Here is a 16,048-nt window from a genome sequence, read left to right as displayed (position 1 = left end):
GATATTTGAGTTTCGTAAATGAAAGAAGCTGCCAACTCATCAACACCTGTGGTGGACAACTGACCGGTTGCCCAGATAACAATCCAGCTCCCTTTATCAAATGGTGCAACTCAACAACTACAGGTAGTTCCCCTGCCGCAGGGCAATCAGCAACTCATCCACCAGCACCTCCACCGCTTTACCGGCGTTAAGCAGATGGATCTCCGGCTGCTCCGGTGCCTCGTAGGCGGAGTCGATACCGGTAAAATTCGTAATTTCCCCTGCCCTAGCCTTCTTGTAGAGCCCCTTGGGATCACGCTCTTCACAAACGGCGAGCGGCGCATCGACAAACACTTCGACAAACTCCCCTTCACCCAAGAGGCTGCGCACCAGCGTCCGCTCGGCACGAAATGGCGAGATAAAGGCGGTGAGCACGATAAGGCCCGCATCCACCATCAGTTTTGCCACCTCGCCGACCCGGCGGATATTCTCCTGACGGGCTGCATCATCGAAACCGAGATCGCCACAGAGGCCGTGGCGCACATTGTCCCCATCCAGCAGATAGGTGTGCTTGCCTTGTGCCGCCAGCGCCTGCTCCAGCGCCCCCGCCAGGGTGGATTTGCCTGCCCCCGAGAGCCCGGTAAACCAGATCACCAACGGTTTTTGCCCTTTAAGCTCGGCCCGGCTCTGTTTGTCCACGGCATGCTTGTGCCACACGATATTGCTCATCCCAACACTCCTTGATTGGCGCTCGCGCCTCAAAACTTAAACTGTCCGGCACCACGAGGAGCCGCCTCGGACCATCAGCCGACAACGTGCTGGTGCCATGGTATTGCTCACCCAACACCCCTTGATTGGCACTCACGCCTTAAAACGGAAACAGCAGGGGCACCATCACAATCACCCCGAGGCTATAGGCCAGCGAGACCGGCAGGGCCAGCTTGAGGTAGTCCGGCATCTTGTAGTTGCCCGCGGCATAGACCATCAGGTTGGTCTGGTAGCCGTAGGGCAGGATAAAGCTGGAGCTCGCCCCGAACAGCACCGCCAGAATAAACGGCATGGTCGAGACATCCATGCTGAGCGCCAGCTGGTAACCCATGGGGAAAGCCAGCGCGGCCGCCGCGTTGTTGCTCATCAGCTCGGTCAGCACCAGCGTAAACACATAGATACCGATAAAGGCGATGATGGGGCTGGCACCATTGAACTCCCCCATCAGCCAGTCGGCGATAAGCTTGGCCAGCCCGCTCTTTTCCAGCTGATCGGCGATGGCGAGCGCCCCGCCCACCACCAGCCAGATATCCAGCGGAAAGCGGCGGCGGATCTCGTCCAGGGTCAGAATGCGGGTGAGCAGCAGCGCCACCAGCATCAGCAGCAAGCCCTTGAACAGCGGCACCAGATCGAATACCGAGAGCGCCAACACCCCGAGAAAGCCCAGCACCACGGCGGCGCTGCGTTTGCCATCGAGGCGGGTGGAGGCTTCCAGCCCGCTCACCACCACAAACTCCCGCCCCAGCGACTTGTTGCGGGCAAACTGGGGGCCGGGGGCCAGCAGCAGGGTATCACCGGCATGCAGCTCAATCTGGCCGAGGCCACCGGTAAGCTGGGTTTCGCCGCGGCGCACCGCCAGCACCACCGCATCGAAGTGGGTGCGAAACTCGGCATCCTTGATGGTCTGACCCACCAGCCGCGAGCTGTGGCTGACGATCACCTCCACCAGATGCTGGCCGTTGAGGCGGTGCTGGCCGTAGAGATCCAGCCCTTTCATCTCCTGCAATACGCCGACGCTCTCCACATCGCCGCAAAACAGCAGCACGTCCCCTTCGTGCAGTTCGTGTTCCGGCTGCACCGGGCAGATCACCTGCTCGCCGCGAATGATTTCCGCCAGATAGAGGCTTTTCAGGCTACGCAGGCCGTTCTCCTTGACGCTGCGCCCCGCCAGCGGTGAACCGGCGCCCACCTTGGCTTCGAGAAAGTAGCCGGATTCGCGGCTCATCTCGGTATCCTGAACCGGCAGGTGACGGGCAAACAGCAGCACGGCCACCAGACCGGTCAGCAGAGTACCCGCTCCCACCATAAAGAAGTCGAACATGCCGAGCGGCGGCGCCCCCATCTTGATGAGGAAGCTGTTGACGATCAGGTTGGTGGAGGTGCCGATCAGGGTCAGCACCCCGCCAAAGGTGGCCGCGAAGCACATGGGCAGCAGCAGCCGCGACGGCGCATGGTTGGGGTTGCGTTTGACCGCTCCCAGCATGGAGGCCACCACGGCGGTGTTGTTGACGAACGCCGACAGGAAGGCGGTGGAGAACCACACCTTCACCAGCACCTTGTTGAATGAACCCGTGCCCACCAGATTGGCGAACCAGCTCATGATGCGGGTCTTCTCCACCGCCAGCGACACCAGCAGCAACAGCACCAGGGTCAGCAGGGCAATGTTGGTGTAGCCCGCCACCACGGCATTGATATCCGCCAGCCCGCTCAGGTAGGTGATGAGCACGGCGCCCGAGAAGAGCAGCGCCGGGCGGAGTTTGCCCTGGATCAGCAGGGCCACGAGAGCAGCCAGCAGACCCAGCACCAGGAATTGTTGCCAGGTCATGGGCTTACTCCTTGCTTGTGTCGTTACCGATGGCAAGGGCTTGCCAGTGCGGGAAGTGCTTGCGCACCAAGGCGTTGAGCTCGATCTCAAACTCGCTGTAGTGCCCTGCTCTACCCGCAAGATTTACCGCTTTGGCGGCCAAGCCTTCCACTATCATGCCGGCGCCGACGGTGACGTTGGTCAGCCGGTCGATCAGGATAAAGCTGCCGGTATCGCGGATCTCCTGATACGGGTCGAACGCCACCGGGTCGGTGAGGCTCAGCTCGCACAGGCCGATCTCGTTGAGCTTGAGTTCACTCGCGTCCAACTCGTCCAGCTTGTTGATCTCGATGCGATGACGAATGCCCTCCACCTGACCGCGACTCTTCTTGGTGGCCAGCTTGACGTCGTAGACCCGGCCCGGTTGCAGGGACTCCTCCCCCATCCAGACGATATGGGCCAGCACATTCTGGGTCACTTGCGGCTGCTTGGCGGCATCCACCAGCAGGTCGCCGCGGCTGATATCGATCTCGTCGGCGAAGGTGACCGTGATGGCCTGACCCGGCAGGGCGTACTCCAGATCCCCGTCGAAGGTGACGATGCGGGTGACTGTGCTCTCCTTGCCCGACGGCAGCACCGCCAGCTTGTCGCCCACCCGCAGGATGCCAGAGGCCAGCGTGCCCGCGAAGCCGCGAAAATCGAGGTTGGGGCGGTTCACATACTGCACCGGCAGGCGCACCGGATGACGCTCCAGCTCGCGCTCCACTTCCGCCGACTCCAGCAGGGAGAGCAGGGTTTCGCCTTCGTACCAAGCCAGCTTGTCGCTCGGGTTGACCACGTTGTCACCGTCCAGCGCCGAGACCGGCACGATATGGATGGTGTCGACACTGAGCTTCTTGGCGAACTCGCGGTAGTCGGCACTGATGCGCTCGAACACCTCCTGACTGAACTCCACCAGATCCATCTTGTTGACCGCCACCACGAACTGCTTGATGCCGAGCAGGCTCGCAATAAAGCTGTGGCGGCGGGTCTGATCCAGCACCCCTTTGCGAGCGTCGATCAGAATGATGGCCAGATCGCAGGTGGAGGCGCCGGTGGCCATGTTGCGGGTGTACTGCTCGTGGCCCGGGGTATCCGAGATGATAAATTTGCGCTTGGCGGTGGAGAAGTAGCGGTAGGCCACGTCGATGGTGATGCCCTGCTCGCGCTCCGCTTGCAGGCCGTCTACCAGCAGTGCCAGGTCCAGCTTCTCGCCTGTGGTGCCGAGCTTCTGGCTGTCGGACTCCAGCGCTTTGAGCTGATCTTCATAAATCTGCTGGGAGTCGTGCAGCAGGCGACCGATAAGGGTGCTCTTGCCGTCATCCACGCTGCCGCAGGTGAGAAAACGCAGCAGGCTCTTGTGCTGCTGGGCGTGCAGATAGGCTTCGATGCCCTGTTCGGTGATGGCGGTCTGAATATGGCTGTTCATGCTGACGGACTCCTTAGAAATATCCCTGACGCTTCTTCTGCTCCATGGAGCCGGCCTGATCGTGGTCAATCAGCCGCCCTTGCCGCTCGCTCGAGGTGGTGAGCAGCATCTCTTCAATAATTTCCGGCAAGGTGGTGGCATCGGATTCGATGGCCCCGGTCAGCGGGTAGCAACCGAGGGTGCGGAAGCGCACCAGCTCCTGCTTCACTTCGTCTTCCGGGCCGATGGGCATACGATCGTCATCCACCATGATCTTGATGCCGTTGCGCTCCACCACCGGACGGTAAGCGGCGAAGTAGAGCGGCACTATGTCGATCTTTTCCAGATAGATGTATTGCCAGATATCCAGCTCGGTCCAGTTGGAGAGTGGGAACACCCGGATGCTCTCCCCCTTGTTGACCTGGCTGTTGTAGACCCGCCACAGCTCGGGGCGCTGGTTCTTCGGATCCCAGCGGTGAGACTTGTCACGGAAGGAGTAGACCCGCTCCTTGGCGCGGGACTTCTCCTCGTCGCGGCGGGCACCGCCGAAGGCGGCATCGAAGCCATATTTGTTAAGCGCCTGCTTGAGCCCCTCGGTCTTCATGATGTCGGTGTGCTTGCCGCTGCCGTGGACGAAGGGGTTGATGCCCATGGCGAGCCCTTCCGGGTTCTTGTGGACGATGAGATCCAGCCCGTACTTTTTGGCGGTCTCGTCGCGGAACTTGATCATCTCCTTGAACTTCCAGTCGGTATCGACGTGGAGCAAGGGGAACGGGATCTTGCCCGGATAGAAGGCCTTGCGGGCAAGGTGCAGCATGACGGAGGAGTCCTTGCCGATGGAATACATCATCACCGGGTTTTCAAATTCGGCAGCCACCTCGCGGATGATATGGATGCTCTCGGCTTCCAGCTGCTGCAAGTGCGTCAATCTTTCACGGTCCATGTTGGTCCTCGGGTCATTGCTTATGCGCCTGCTCGGGGCGCTGGGTGGTTCAGTGCGCGGCCGCGCTGGCAGCCGCATCAAATATCTCTTTCTCGGTCAGGCCAGCTGCACCAGCTTGAGGTCACAGCCATCGAGATCCGGGTTAGCGTTCTGCTGGCCGCTTTTTTCCCCAAACCAGGCTAGCCGCTCACGCAGGGCAACCACTTCGCCGATGACGATAAGCGACGGGCTCACCGCCTGTTTGGCCAGCTCGGCCAAGTCGGCCAGCGTGCCGGTCAGCACCCGCTGGCGGGACGTGGTGCCGCGCTCGATGATGGCGATGGGGGTGGCTTGGCTTCGGCCGTGATCCACCAATTGCTGCTGGATATGCTCGGAGCGCATCAGCCCCATGTAGATGACCAGGGTCTGACTGGTGGCGGCGAGCTGCTGCCAGTCGGGCTCCTTGCCCTCTTTCTGGCAGTGGCCAGTGATAAAGACGGCGCTCTGGGCGTAATCACGGTGAGTGAGCGGAATGCCGGCATAGGCGGTGGCACCGGCGGCGGCCGTGATGCCGGGCACCACCGAGAAGGGGATGCCTTCGTCGGCCAGCACTTCCAGCTCCTCGCCACCCCGGCCAAACATAAAGGGATCGCCCCCTTTCAGCCGCACCACCCGGTTGCCCGCCTTGGCGTATTCCACCAGCAGGCGATTGGTCTCCTCCTGCGGCACGCTGTGGGCGCCCGCCTTCTTGCCGACCGACACCAGAGTGGCGTCGCGGCGCACCAGATCGAGGATCTCGGCGGAGACCAGCTGGTCGTAGAGCACCACTTCAGCCTGTTGAATCTGTTGCAGCGCCTTGAGGGTCAGCAGGCCCGGATCACCGGGACCCGCACCGACCAGCACCACCTCGCCCACTTCGCTTTTCGCCTGATCGAGGCCATCGCTCAGCCACTGCTCGGCACCTTGCCAGTCCTCTTTCTCAATCAGGCTGGCGAGGGTGTTGGAGGCAAAGGCGCGCTCCCAAAAGCGACGACGATCGGAAATCGAGGAGAGCACCCGCTTGGCCTTGTCACGCACCCGGCCAGAGAGCTCGGTCAGCCCGCCGAGATGGCGCGGCAGCAGGCTCTCCAACCGCTCACGCAACAGGCGCACCAGCACCGGCGCCTTGCCGCCACTGGAGACCGCTACCATCAGCGGCGAGCGATCGATGATCGAGGGGAAGATAAAGCTGGAGCGTTTGGGGTCATCCACCACGTTGACGAACAGACCCAGCTGGTTGGCGCTCTGATAAACGAGGGCGTTGACTTCGAGGTTGTCGGTCGCCGCCACCACCAAAATCTGGCCAGCCAGATGGGCCGGGGTGAAGCGCTCCGCCAGATGGGTGAAACGACCGGTGAATTCCGAAAATTCCGGTTCAAGCTCCGGGGAGACCAGGGTCAGCCGGGCACCGGCCGCCAGCAGCAGGCGCGCCTTGCGCAGGGCAACCTCGCCCCCGCCCACCAGCAGTACCGGGCGGCCTTCCAACTTGGCAAACATAGGTAAATAATCCATTTCGGCCCATCCCTCGGAACACGACTAATATGGGGCGACTATAGGCAGGGCAGCTTATCCCTCAAAATAATAAAAAATGCTTTTTAATGCGTTTTGGTAATTAGCAAAGCCAATTCATGACAAAGGCGTACAAAGTCACTTGTGGTACCTGACGCCAGACCATAGGCTAGGGACTGTGTTTCATAAGGAGCTAAATGATGAATGAATCATTGATTGTGCTAGGGATTTTTGTGTTCCTGGTGCTCGCCACCCTGAGCGCGGGCATCAAGATAGTGCCCCAGGGCTACAACTGGACGGTAGAGCGCTTCGGCCGCTACACCCGCACCCTGACCCCGGGTCTCAACCTGCTGATCCCCTACGTGGATCGGGTCGGCCACAAAATCATCATGATGGAGCAGGTGCTGGATATCCCGGCACAAGAGGTGATCTCCCGCGACAACGCCAACGTCACCATCGATGCCATCAGCTTTGTGCAGGTGGTGGATGCCCGCAAAGCGGGTTACGAGGTCAACGATCTCACCAGCGCTATCCGCAATCTCACCATGACCAACATGCGCACCGTGCTCGGCGCCATGGAGCTGGACGAGATGCTCTCCCAGCGCGACACCATCAACGAGAAACTGCTGCGCACCATGGATGCCGCCACCGCCCCCTGGGGCATCAAGGTGACCCGCATCGAGATTAAAGATGTGCGCCCGCCGCTGGCGCTGGTCGAAGCGATGAACGCCCAGATGAAGGCCGAGCGCCAGAAACGGGCCGAGGTACTGGAGGCCGAAGGAGTGCGCCAGTCCAAGATCCTGAAAGCGGAAGGGGAGAAGCAGTCCCAGATCCTCAAAGCCGAAGGTGAGCGTCAGGCCGCCTTTCTCGCCGCCGAAGCACGGGAGCGGGCTGCCGAGGCGGAAGCCAAGGCGACCCATATGGTTTCCCAGGCGATTGCGGAAGGAGACCTGCAGGCCATCAACTACTTCGTGGCTCAGAAATATACCGAGGCACTGGCCCGCATCGGTGAAGGCCCCAACAGCAAGATCATCATGATGCCGCTGGAAGCGGGCAGCCTGATTGGCTCTGTGGCTGGCATGGCCGAGCTGTTCAACAAAGATGGCAAGGGCAGCAAGTCATGACAGCCCTGTTAGAGGGGCTGACCCACTGGCACTGGCTGGGGCTCGGCTTCATTCTGCTGGCCATCGAGGTGCTCGGCTCGGTGGGCTTTTTGCTCTGGACCGGCATCGCCGCGCTGGAAGTGGGGCTACTGCTGCTGATCTGGCCCTTTGGCTGGCAGGCGCAGCTGCTGCTGTTTGCGGTACAATCCCTGCTCACCACCTGGGCCTGGTGGCGCTGGCAGCACCAGCGCGACAACTCGGGTCAGGATGCCGCCAGCACCATCAACGAGCGGATGCAGAGTTATATGGGCCGCGAGCTGACCCTTCTGGATGATGTGACCCAGGGCACCAGCCGGGTGCATCTGGACGACACGGTCTGGACGGTGCGCTGTGACGAGTCGCTGCCTGCGGGCAGCAAGGTCAGGGTGGTCGGGGCCGACTCCCACATCCTGCTGGTTGAACCCCGCAACTGACGCAACTCTGCCGTCGAGTCATAAAAAAGCCCGCGATCGCTCGCGGGCTTTTGTCTCTCTGGCTGCCACTCAGGTACGCAGCCGATCGAGCTGACTGGCGAGCGCCGTGGCCGCTTGCTCCAGCGCCTCGCTCAGTTGATGGCTGGAGCTGGCCTCCTGCCCAATCACGTTGGCGGTATCACCGATCCGCATCAAATTCTTGTTGATATCGTCACTGACGGCGCTCTGCTGCTCGGCGGCGGTAGCCACCTGACTGATGTGGTCGTGGATCTGCTGGATCTGCGCCACCACCCGATTGAGCGCCTCGAACGCCTGCTCGGTGCCCTGCACCGTGGTGGTGGAGCGCTCGATGCCGGTATTCATCAGACGTTGACTGCTGCTCACCTCTGTTTGCAGGCTACCAATCAGCTGGCCGATCTCGTCGGTCGATTCACGGGTCTTGTTGGCCAGCGCCCTTACCTCATCCGCCACCACAGCAAAGCCACGGCCCATATCACCCGCACGTGCCGCTTCGATGGCGGCATTGAGGGCCAGCAGATTGGTCTGCTCGGCAATGGCACGGATCACATCGAGGATCCGGCTGATATTGGTGCTGCGCTGGGCCACCAGCGCCACCGCTTTATCCGCCTCATGCATATCGCCGACCAGAGTATGGATCTCGTTGCGAGCATTGCTGAGGGTCTGCTGGGCGGTATTGATGTGGTGGGTCGCCGCTTCCGACTCCTGCGCCGCCTGCTCGGCATAACCCGCCACGCTGACTGCCGTGGTGCTCATCTGATGCATGGCGCTCACCACGCTCTCCAGCTCCAGATTCTGCTCGTCCAGACTACTGCGCATGGTGTCGGCGGTATGTTTCATCTCCCGCGCCTGCTGGTAGACCTGCTGACCAATCCCCTTGCTCATTTGCACCATGCCCCGCAGCTTGCCGAGGAAGGCATTGAGCTGAGAACCCAGATCGATCAGCTCCTGATGGGTGTCGATCTCCATCTGCTGGGTCAGGTCCCCCTCGTTGCTGGAGAGATGGCCCACATGGCGGCTGATAAGAGAAAGTGGCGCTGTGATGGTCTGGATAAACCAGACCAGCAGCCCCAGCACCAACAGGGTAATCCCGCCCATGGCGATGATCTGCTGCCGCTGGGCATCCACCAGCAGGGTGCCCAGTTCATTGCTGATGGCGTGCGCCTTGCCGAGCGCCAGCGCCTTGGGCACCTTGATCATCAACCACCACTGGGTATTGGCAGCCTCAACCCGAATGGGCTGATGAAGAATAAAGTCACTGTCGCTGCTGACCGGCTGACCGTCAGGCAGGGTCAGGCCCACCTCCTTGAGTGGACGGCCCAGCTTGTCGGCATAGCGGTTGCTGCCCACAATCAGCCCCATCTTGCTGACCAGGGTCACATCCGCCTTGTTGTCATAGAGGCTCTTGCCAAGGTTTTCAGCCAGTTGCTGGAAGATGGGCAGGTTCATATCCACCCCGGCCAGCCCGACAAACTTGCCGTCACGCAGCACGGGCACCGTCAGACTGGTCATCAGCATCTTGTTGCCCGGGCTGATTTCGTAGAGATAAGGCTCCATCAGGCAGGGCTGGCGGGTATCGCGACCACAGAGATACCACTCGCTGTTGCGAATGCCAAACTCGTTGAGGGAGGTATCAAACTTGGCCTCGCTGGCAGCAGCGTCCACCGCTTGCTGAGCGACGGCCCCTCCCTGATCCTTGGTGAAATAGACCTCCAGACTCCCCTTTCCTGCCACCGAGTGGCTGGCCCCGCCCAGCCAGTTGCCATCTTCGCCATCATAGCCATCCGGTTCAAACTGGGCATAAATGGAGCTGATCCCGCTCGCCTGCTGCAGGCTGCTGCCGAGCAGAGACTCCACTTGGGGTCGCGACAACCGCAGTTCCGGTTTGGCCATCCCGGCTTCAATCTGGGCGGTCACGGTCAGGGGGATCTGATAGGAGTTCTGCATCAGCGAGGCAATCTGGATGGCATAGCGCTCTGCCTGATACTGCAGGCTGCGGGAGACCTCCTCTTCCAGTGCATCGCTGGTCTGGGTCATCACCATATTGCGAAGGGAACTGAAAGAAGCCGATTGCAACAGGGTCATGGCCAGCCCGGTCAACAGAAACAGCCCCATGGTCAGAGACAACAACTTGAACTTGAGGGAACGTTGCTTCATACGACAACTCCTTATGGCAATATGACAACGAATAAGTTGAGTATATTCGTCCACTTGCAGCACACCGGATTTGTGATGGGTTTGTCACCGGCTTCTGGTTATAATTTTGGCCTTCCCGAGCGTTGATGGAACAGTCGCAATGAGCAATGCACTGAGCAGTGTCCCGCCGGTAGTCGCGATGGACTACCCCTTTCCGGCCAAACCTCTTCCCCTGAGTGCCGAGCAGAGAACGACCTTGACCACAGAAATCAAGGCGCTACTCAAGGAGCGCAAAGCGGTACTGGTCGCCCACTACTACACGGATCCCGAGATCCAGGCGCTAGCCGAAGCCACCGGCGGTTTCGTCGGTGACTCGCTGGAGATGGCCCGCTTTGGCCGCGATCACGAGGCGCAGACCCTGATCGTCGCCGGGGTGCGCTTCATGGGGGAGACCTCCAAGATCCTGAGCCCCCACAAACGGGTGCTGATGCCGACTCTGAAGGCCGAATGCTCCCTCGATCTGGGCTGCCCCATCGAGCAGTTTTCCGCCTTCTGCGATGCCAACCCGGATCATACCGTGGTGGTCTACGCCAATACCTCGGCTGCGGTCAAAGCGCGGGCTGACTGGGTCGTTACCTCCAGCATCGCGCTGGAGATCGTCGAACACCTCGACAGTCTGGGTCACAAGATCATCTGGGGCCCGGATCGCCATCTGGGTGCCTATATTGAGAAGAAGACCGGGGCGCAGATGCTGCGCTGGCAGGGCCACTGCATCGTCCACGATGAGTTCAAGGCCCGCGCCCTGCGCGAGCTGAAAGAGCAGAATCCTGACGCCGCCGTGCTGGTTCATCCGGAATCCCCCGCCTCGGTGATCGAGCTGGCCGATGCGGTGGGCTCCACCAGTCAGCTGATCAAGGCGGCCAAGGAGCTGCCCCAGCAGAAGCTGATCGTGGCGACCGATAGGGGCATCTTCTACAAGATGCAGCAGGCTTGTCCGGAGAAAGAGATGGTGGAAGCGCCGACCGGTGGCGATGGCGCCACCTGCCGCAGCTGCGCCCACTGCCCCTGGATGGCGATGAATGGTCTGGTGGCGATCAAGGAGGCACTCACCGACGGTGCCGAGCGCCACGAGATCCATGTCGACGAAGCTCTGCGGGTCAAAGCCTTGATCCCCCTCGATCGCATGCTCAATTTCGCCGCCGAACTCAAGCTCAAGACCCAGGGCAACGCCTGATTGCCGCCGTCACGAGATGCAAAGAGGGCTCCCGTGGGAGCCCTCTTTATTTATCTGAACCTCATCCTGCTCAGATGATCACGGTGGAGAGGCTGTGCTCTTCATCCGGTGCAACGGTCACCCCCGCCTCGCCAGCAATGGCTGCCTCGACGCAGAGCATGGTGCGATAGCCATCGTCGCTCATGTCGGCCATGGCGGTGGCCCCTTCCAGCCAGGGGGTCCAGACCACCACGCTGTCGTGGTTGCCACTGACAACCCGGGTCTCGCGCTCACCATCCTGCACCTTCACCAGCGCCTCTGGCTGCCAGTAGACCCGATCCAGCGGCCCGCTCAGGGTCAATGCCCCCTGCTGCTTGGCATCCTGCCCGGTCAGCTTGTCGGCATAGGGCTCGCCCAGGCCGGTGACGCTCACCGCCTCCGGTGCGCTGATCTGCAAATAGGTGTGCAGCGCACCGCTATAAGTCAGCGGCTGGCTACCGGTGTTGCGAGTGGTCAGCACCAGCGAGAGCTCTTTGCCCACCAGCACGTCCAGTTCCAGCTCGAAGGAGTGATCCCACAGGGCGCGGGTTGCATCGCTATCGCGCAGGGAGAGATGAACGAGCGTGCCATCGGCGTGATCGGAGACCCCGTCCAGCATCCAGAGGGTGGTACGGGCAAAACCGTGGGAGGGCTTGCCGCTACCAACGCGGGCGGGCGCCGGGCCAAACCAGGGCCAGCAAATCGGGATACCACCGCGAACAGGCTTGCTGCCATCCAGCACCGCCTTGTCACTCAGCCAGATGGAGGCCGGCTCGCCATGACGCTGATAGCTCAGCACATGGGCGCCAAACAGGCTGATCTCGGCCTTGGCATAGTCGTTGTTGATGGTGAGAACCGGCAGACCGGCCGCATTGTTGGCAAGCTTGCAATTGGCTGTCAGGGGACGAATGGATTGCATGTGGACTCCTGTCATCAGGGGAAACCGAAAAACAAAAAGGCGGCCAATGGCCGCCTTTTTCAAGCTACGCGATTGCGCATCCCAAATTACTTGGAGATGTGAGCGATCAGATCCAGAACTTTGCTGGAGTAGCCCATTTCGTTGTCGTACCAGGATACAACTTTAACGAATTTGTCGTTCAGCTGGATACCAGCCTTGGCATCGAATACGGAGGTCTGACGCTCACCCAGGAAGTCGGTAGATACAACTTCGTCTTCGGTGTAGCCCAGAACGCCTTTCATAGCGCCTTCGGAAGCAGCTTTCATCGCTTCGCAGATTTCTGCGTAGGTGGCAGCTTTCTTCAGGTTAACGGTCAGGTCAACAACAGAGACGTCCGGAGTCGGAACACGGAAAGCCATACCGGTCAGCAGGCCTTTCAGTTCCGGGATAACTACGCCAACAGCTTTGGCAGCACCGGTAGAGGACGGGATGATGTTCTGAGCCGCACCGCGGCCACCGCGCCAGTCTTTGGCAGACGGACCATCAACGGTCTTCTGGGTAGCAGTGGTAGCGTGAACGGTGGTCATCAGGCCAGACTCGATACCGAAGGTATCGTTCAGAACCTTGGCGATCGGTGCCAGGCAGTTGGTGGTGCAGGAAGCGTTGGAAACGATGTCCTGGCCAGCGTAGGTAGAGTCGTTAACACCCATTACGAACATCGGGGTAGCGTCTTTGGACGGGCCAGTCAGAACAACTTTCTTGGCACCAGCAGCGATGTGCTTACGAGCAGTCTCGTCGGTCAGGAACAGACCGGTAGCTTCAGCAACAACGTCAACACCGATTTCGCCCCACTTCAGGTTGGCCGGGTCACGCTCAGCGGTAACACGTACGGTTTTGCCGTTTACAACCAGGTTGCCGTCTTTAACTTCAACGGTACCGTTGAAACGACCGTGAGTTGAATCGTACTTCAGCATGTAAGCCATGTAGTCAACATCGATCAGGTCGTTGATACCAACAACTTCGATGTCTGCACGCTCGCAAGCCAGACGGAATACGAAACGACCGATACGGCCAAAACCGTTAATACCTACTTTGATAGTCATATTTAGTTACCTAACTGTTCAGTAGTCAAAGAAAATTCCGCTTGTAAATTTACTAGAACTCTCCGGTGAGTCAACCAACATTCTGTCTGAAATTGCGCTATATCATGAAAAACTGTGAAATTAATTTTCTGTTTATGTAACTGATTACCACGTTTTGACGAAAAAAGTGCCAGATCGTGGCATCGCGCAGATATCAACAATAGTGCCTACTCGGTCACACAACCATTCACAGAGATATGTAAAAATGTGCGCGGTTTAGCATGGCCAAAGAGCCACTGTTCAAGTACCACCCCATAAAAATCAAACAAAATAGTATAGATAGAATCCACAGCGGGAATTCTCAAACTATGACCACCCTGATTGAACAGCTGGCTGCCGCAAAAGGTATCGCCAGCGAGTATGTCGATGCCTGGGGCCACCCGGCCCAGGTATCAGAAGAGAGCAAGGCCGCCATGCTGGGCGCCATGGGCTACCGCGTCGATGACGAGGCCGCACTGGTGCAGCAGCTGGAAGAGGAGCATCGCCAGCACTGGCTGCGGGCGCTGGATCCTGTGATGGTGGTTCGCACCGGCGACGCCGTTACCCTTGAGGTTCGCCTCCCCATCGAATTCGTCAACGACGCCCTCACCTGGCAGCTCCAGCAGGAGCAGGGTGCAGTGCTGTCCGGTCAATTCACCCCCATCGAGGGTGAGCTGGTCGGCGTGGCCGAATTTGAAGAGATGGAGTGCCAGGCCTATCGCGTCACGCTGGATATGGCCCCGGAGCTGGGTTATCACCAGCTGGTGTTGCTGGAAGAGGGCAATGACGAGCCGCTGGCCACCATGCGCCTCATCGTTGCCCCCAAGGCCTGCTACAAGCAGGCGCCGATTGCCGATGGCCGCAAGGTATGGGGTCCGAGCGTGCAGCTTTACTGCCTGCGCAGCCGCCATAACTGGGGTATCGGTGACTTCAGCGATCTGGGCCAGCTGGTTGAGAAAGCCGCCGCCTGGGGTGCCCACTTCGTCGGCCTCAACCCTATCCACGCCCTCTATCCGGCCAATCCGGAGAGCGCCAGTCCCTACAGCCCCTCTTCCCGTCGCTGGCTCAACGTAGCCTATATCAATGTGGAAGCGGTGCCCGAATTCCAGCAGAACGATCGCCTGAAAGCGGAAGTGGCAAGTCCTGCCTTCCAGCAGCATCTGGCCGATCTGCGCGCCAAAGAGAACGTCGATTACACCGGCGTCATCGAGACCAAGATCGGCATGCTGCGTCAGGTGTTCGACGATGCCACCCTGAGCGCCGAACGTCAGGCCGCCTTCGATGCCTTCGTCGCCGCCGGTGGCGACAGCCTGCAGCAGCAGGCTGCATTTGATGCCCTGCAGGCCCACTTCTATGCCAAAGGCGAAAATGCCTGGGGCTGGCCGGTATGGCCGCAGGAGCTGCGCGATTACCACAACCCTGCCGTTGCCGCCTGGATGGCCGAGCACCCGCAAGATGTAAACTTCTATCTCTATCTGCAGTTCCTGGCTGATGAGCAATTGGCGCAAGCCGATGCCCGTGCCAAAGCTGCCGGCATGGTGATGGGTATCTACCGGGATCTGGCGGTGGGCGTCTCCGAAGGCTCCACCGAGATCTGGGCAAACCAGGATCTCTACTGCCCGAAAGCCTCTGTCGGTGCGCCGCCCGATATCCTCGGCCCGCTCGGTCAGAACTGGGGCCTGCCCCCGATGAACCCGAACAAGCTGTTTGAAGCGGCCTACCAGCCGATGGTGGACTTGTTCCGTGCCAACATGCGCTCCTGCGGCGCACTGCGCATCGACCACGTGATGGCACTGCTGCGCCTGTGGTGGGTACCGCCCGGAGCGTCCGCCGCCAAGGGCGCCTACATCTACTATCCGGTCAACGATCTGCTGGGCATTCTGGCCCTCGAATCCCACCGCAATCAGTGCCTGCTGATCGGCGAGGATCTGGGCACCGTGCCGGAGGGGATCGACGTGACTCTGAAAGAGAACGGCGTCCACTCCTACAAGGTGTTCTTCTTCGAGCGCTCCAAGGAAGATGGCGGCTTTATCTCCCCGGCGCACTACACCGAGCAGGCGATGTCAGCCCTGACCACCCACGACATGCCGACCCTCAAGGGCTTCTGGCACTGCGATGATCTGGCGCTCGGCCGTCAACTGGGTCTGTATCCGGATGAAGATGTGCTGAAGACTCTGTATGCTGATCGCCACCAGGCCAAACAGCGGATCCTCGACAGCCTGCATGCCCACAAGGTCATCTCTGACAACATCAGTCATGACGTGAACTGGGTCGGCATGAACACCGAACTCAACCACGGTCTGCAGATCCATATGTCCCGCGGCAGCTGTGCCCTGTTCAGTACCCAGCTGGAAGACTGGCTGGAGATGGACAAGCCGGTCAACGTACCGGGCACCAGTTACGAATACCCCAACTGGCGCCGCAAGCTTTCCGCTGATCTGGAAGATATTTTTGCCAATGAGGCACTCAAGGCACTGGCTGGCAAGATGAGCCAAGCCCGTGATGAGGCCAGTCGTTGAGACGCTGTCTCCCACAGCGTTCTCACCTAAATCCACTCCGGCTTCGGCCGGAGTGGATGC

At 60.2% G+C, this 16,048-nt stretch carries 12 protein-coding genes; 4 read left to right on the top strand and 8 right to left on the bottom strand.

Going from position 1 to position 16,048, the window contains the following annotated elements:
• Positions 1–117: 117 nt before the first annotated feature.
• The 5 genes from cysC to cysG all read right to left on the bottom strand — a co-directional run bounded on the left by cysC (position 118) and on the right by cysG (position 6,471).
• Positions 118–708 (bottom strand): adenylyl-sulfate kinase, encoded by a 591-nt coding sequence (cysC, locus tag G5533_RS15505; protein ID WP_441255022.1) that lies wholly within the window; start codon positions 706–708, stop codon positions 118–120.
• A 139-nt stretch (positions 709–847) separates the two neighbouring features.
• On the bottom strand, positions 848–2,572 hold the full coding sequence (locus tag G5533_RS15500) for an SLC13 family permease (RefSeq protein ID WP_441255020.1): 1,725 nt from the start codon (positions 2,570–2,572) through the stop codon (positions 848–850).
• Positions 2,573–2,576: 4 nt separating this feature from the next.
• Positions 2,577–4,019 (bottom strand): sulfate adenylyltransferase subunit CysN, encoded by a 1,443-nt coding sequence (gene cysN / locus G5533_RS15495; protein WP_441255019.1) that lies wholly within the window; start codon positions 4,017–4,019, stop codon positions 2,577–2,579.
• 13 nt (positions 4,020–4,032) lie between these two features.
• Positions 4,033–4,965, bottom strand: a complete 933-nt coding sequence (gene cysD / locus G5533_RS15490) for a sulfate adenylyltransferase subunit CysD (RefSeq protein WP_323137704.1) — start codon at positions 4,963–4,965, stop codon at positions 4,033–4,035.
• A gap of 72 nt (positions 4,966–5,037) precedes the next feature.
• On the bottom strand, positions 5,038–6,471 hold the full coding sequence (cysG, locus tag G5533_RS15485) for a siroheme synthase CysG (protein WP_421255545.1): 1,434 nt from the start codon (positions 6,469–6,471) through the stop codon (positions 5,038–5,040).
• Between the two features lie 197 nt (positions 6,472–6,668).
• On the opposite strand from cysG, the gene G5533_RS15480 reads away from it, so the two are divergent.
• Together G5533_RS15480 and G5533_RS15475 are read left to right on the top strand one after the other, a co-directional pair.
• On the top strand, positions 6,669–7,592 hold the full coding sequence (locus tag G5533_RS15480; RefSeq protein ID WP_005335703.1) for an SPFH domain-containing protein: 924 nt from the start codon (positions 6,669–6,671) through the stop codon (positions 7,590–7,592).
• Entirely contained in the window at positions 7,589–8,044 is a 456-nt protein-coding gene (locus G5533_RS15475) for an NfeD family protein (protein ID WP_005335704.1), read from the top strand. The genes G5533_RS15480 and G5533_RS15475 overlap by 4 nt, the downstream gene beginning before the upstream one ends.
• 69 nt (positions 8,045–8,113) lie before the next feature.
• Here the strand turns inward: G5533_RS15475 and G5533_RS15470 are convergent, their stop codons facing one another.
• A complete protein-coding gene (locus G5533_RS15470) occupies positions 8,114–10,219 on the bottom strand; it encodes a methyl-accepting chemotaxis protein (protein ID WP_421255546.1) in 2,106 nt (701 codons plus the stop codon).
• Between the two features lie 139 nt (positions 10,220–10,358).
• On the opposite strand from G5533_RS15470, the gene nadA reads away from it, so the two are divergent.
• Positions 10,359–11,432, top strand: coding sequence for a quinolinate synthase NadA (gene nadA / locus G5533_RS15465; RefSeq protein ID WP_421255547.1), 1,074 nt, complete (start codon positions 10,359–10,361; stop codon positions 11,430–11,432).
• A 70-nt stretch (positions 11,433–11,502) separates the two neighbouring features.
• On the opposite strand, the gene G5533_RS15460 is transcribed toward nadA, so the two are convergent.
• Both G5533_RS15460 and gap read right to left on the bottom strand, forming a co-directional pair.
• Positions 11,503–12,369, bottom strand: coding sequence for a D-hexose-6-phosphate mutarotase (locus tag G5533_RS15460; RefSeq protein WP_441255017.1), 867 nt, complete (start codon positions 12,367–12,369; stop codon positions 11,503–11,505).
• Between the two features lie 86 nt (positions 12,370–12,455).
• Positions 12,456–13,451: a type I glyceraldehyde-3-phosphate dehydrogenase gene (gap, locus tag G5533_RS15455; protein WP_005335708.1), complete on the bottom strand. Its 996-nt coding sequence runs from the start codon at positions 13,449–13,451 to the stop codon at positions 12,456–12,458.
• 347 nt (positions 13,452–13,798) lie between these two features.
• Between gap and malQ the strand changes: the two genes are divergently transcribed.
• Entirely contained in the window at positions 13,799–15,988 is a 2,190-nt protein-coding gene (gene malQ / locus G5533_RS15450) for a 4-alpha-glucanotransferase (RefSeq protein ID WP_216952049.1), read from the top strand.
• Positions 15,989–16,048: the final 60 nt, after the last annotated feature.

This window comes from Aeromonas sp. A600620 (assembly GCF_029479985.1).
In the GTDB taxonomy this organism is placed as follows: domain Bacteria; phylum Pseudomonadota; class Gammaproteobacteria; order Enterobacterales; family Aeromonadaceae; genus Aeromonas; species Aeromonas veronii_A.
Note: the sequence above shows the minus strand (reverse complement) of the source record. Positions and strands in the feature narration are given on the sequence as shown.

Excerpts from the sequence above, each read along its gene's own strand:
- G5533_RS15460 (WP_441255017.1), bottom strand. The coding sequence starts at position 12,369 with ATGCAATCCATTCGTCCCCTGACAGCCAATTGCAAGCTTGCCAACAAT.
- G5533_RS15500 (WP_441255020.1), bottom strand. The coding sequence starts at position 2,572 with ATGACCTGGCAACAATTCCTGGTGCTGGGTCTGCTGGCTGCTCTCGTG.
- nadA (WP_421255547.1), top strand. The coding sequence starts at position 10,359 with ATGAGCAATGCACTGAGCAGTGTCCCGCCGGTAGTCGCGATGGACTAC.
- G5533_RS15480 (WP_005335703.1), top strand. The coding sequence starts at position 6,669 with ATGAATGAATCATTGATTGTGCTAGGGATTTTTGTGTTCCTGGTGCTC.
- G5533_RS15475 (WP_005335704.1), top strand. The coding sequence starts at position 7,589 with ATGACAGCCCTGTTAGAGGGGCTGACCCACTGGCACTGGCTGGGGCTC.
- cysN (WP_441255019.1), bottom strand. The coding sequence starts at position 4,019 with ATGAACAGCCATATTCAGACCGCCATCACCGAACAGGGCATCGAAGCC.
- gap (WP_005335708.1), bottom strand. The coding sequence starts at position 13,451 with ATGACTATCAAAGTAGGTATTAACGGTTTTGGCCGTATCGGTCGTTTC.
- malQ (WP_216952049.1), top strand. The coding sequence starts at position 13,799 with ATGACCACCCTGATTGAACAGCTGGCTGCCGCAAAAGGTATCGCCAGC.
- cysC (WP_441255022.1), bottom strand. The coding sequence starts at position 708 with ATGAGCAATATCGTGTGGCACAAGCATGCCGTGGACAAACAGAGCCGG.
- cysG (WP_421255545.1), bottom strand. The coding sequence starts at position 6,471 with ATGGATTATTTACCTATGTTTGCCAAGTTGGAAGGCCGCCCGGTACTG.
- G5533_RS15470 (WP_421255546.1), bottom strand. The coding sequence starts at position 10,219 with ATGAAGCAACGTTCCCTCAAGTTCAAGTTGTTGTCTCTGACCATGGGG.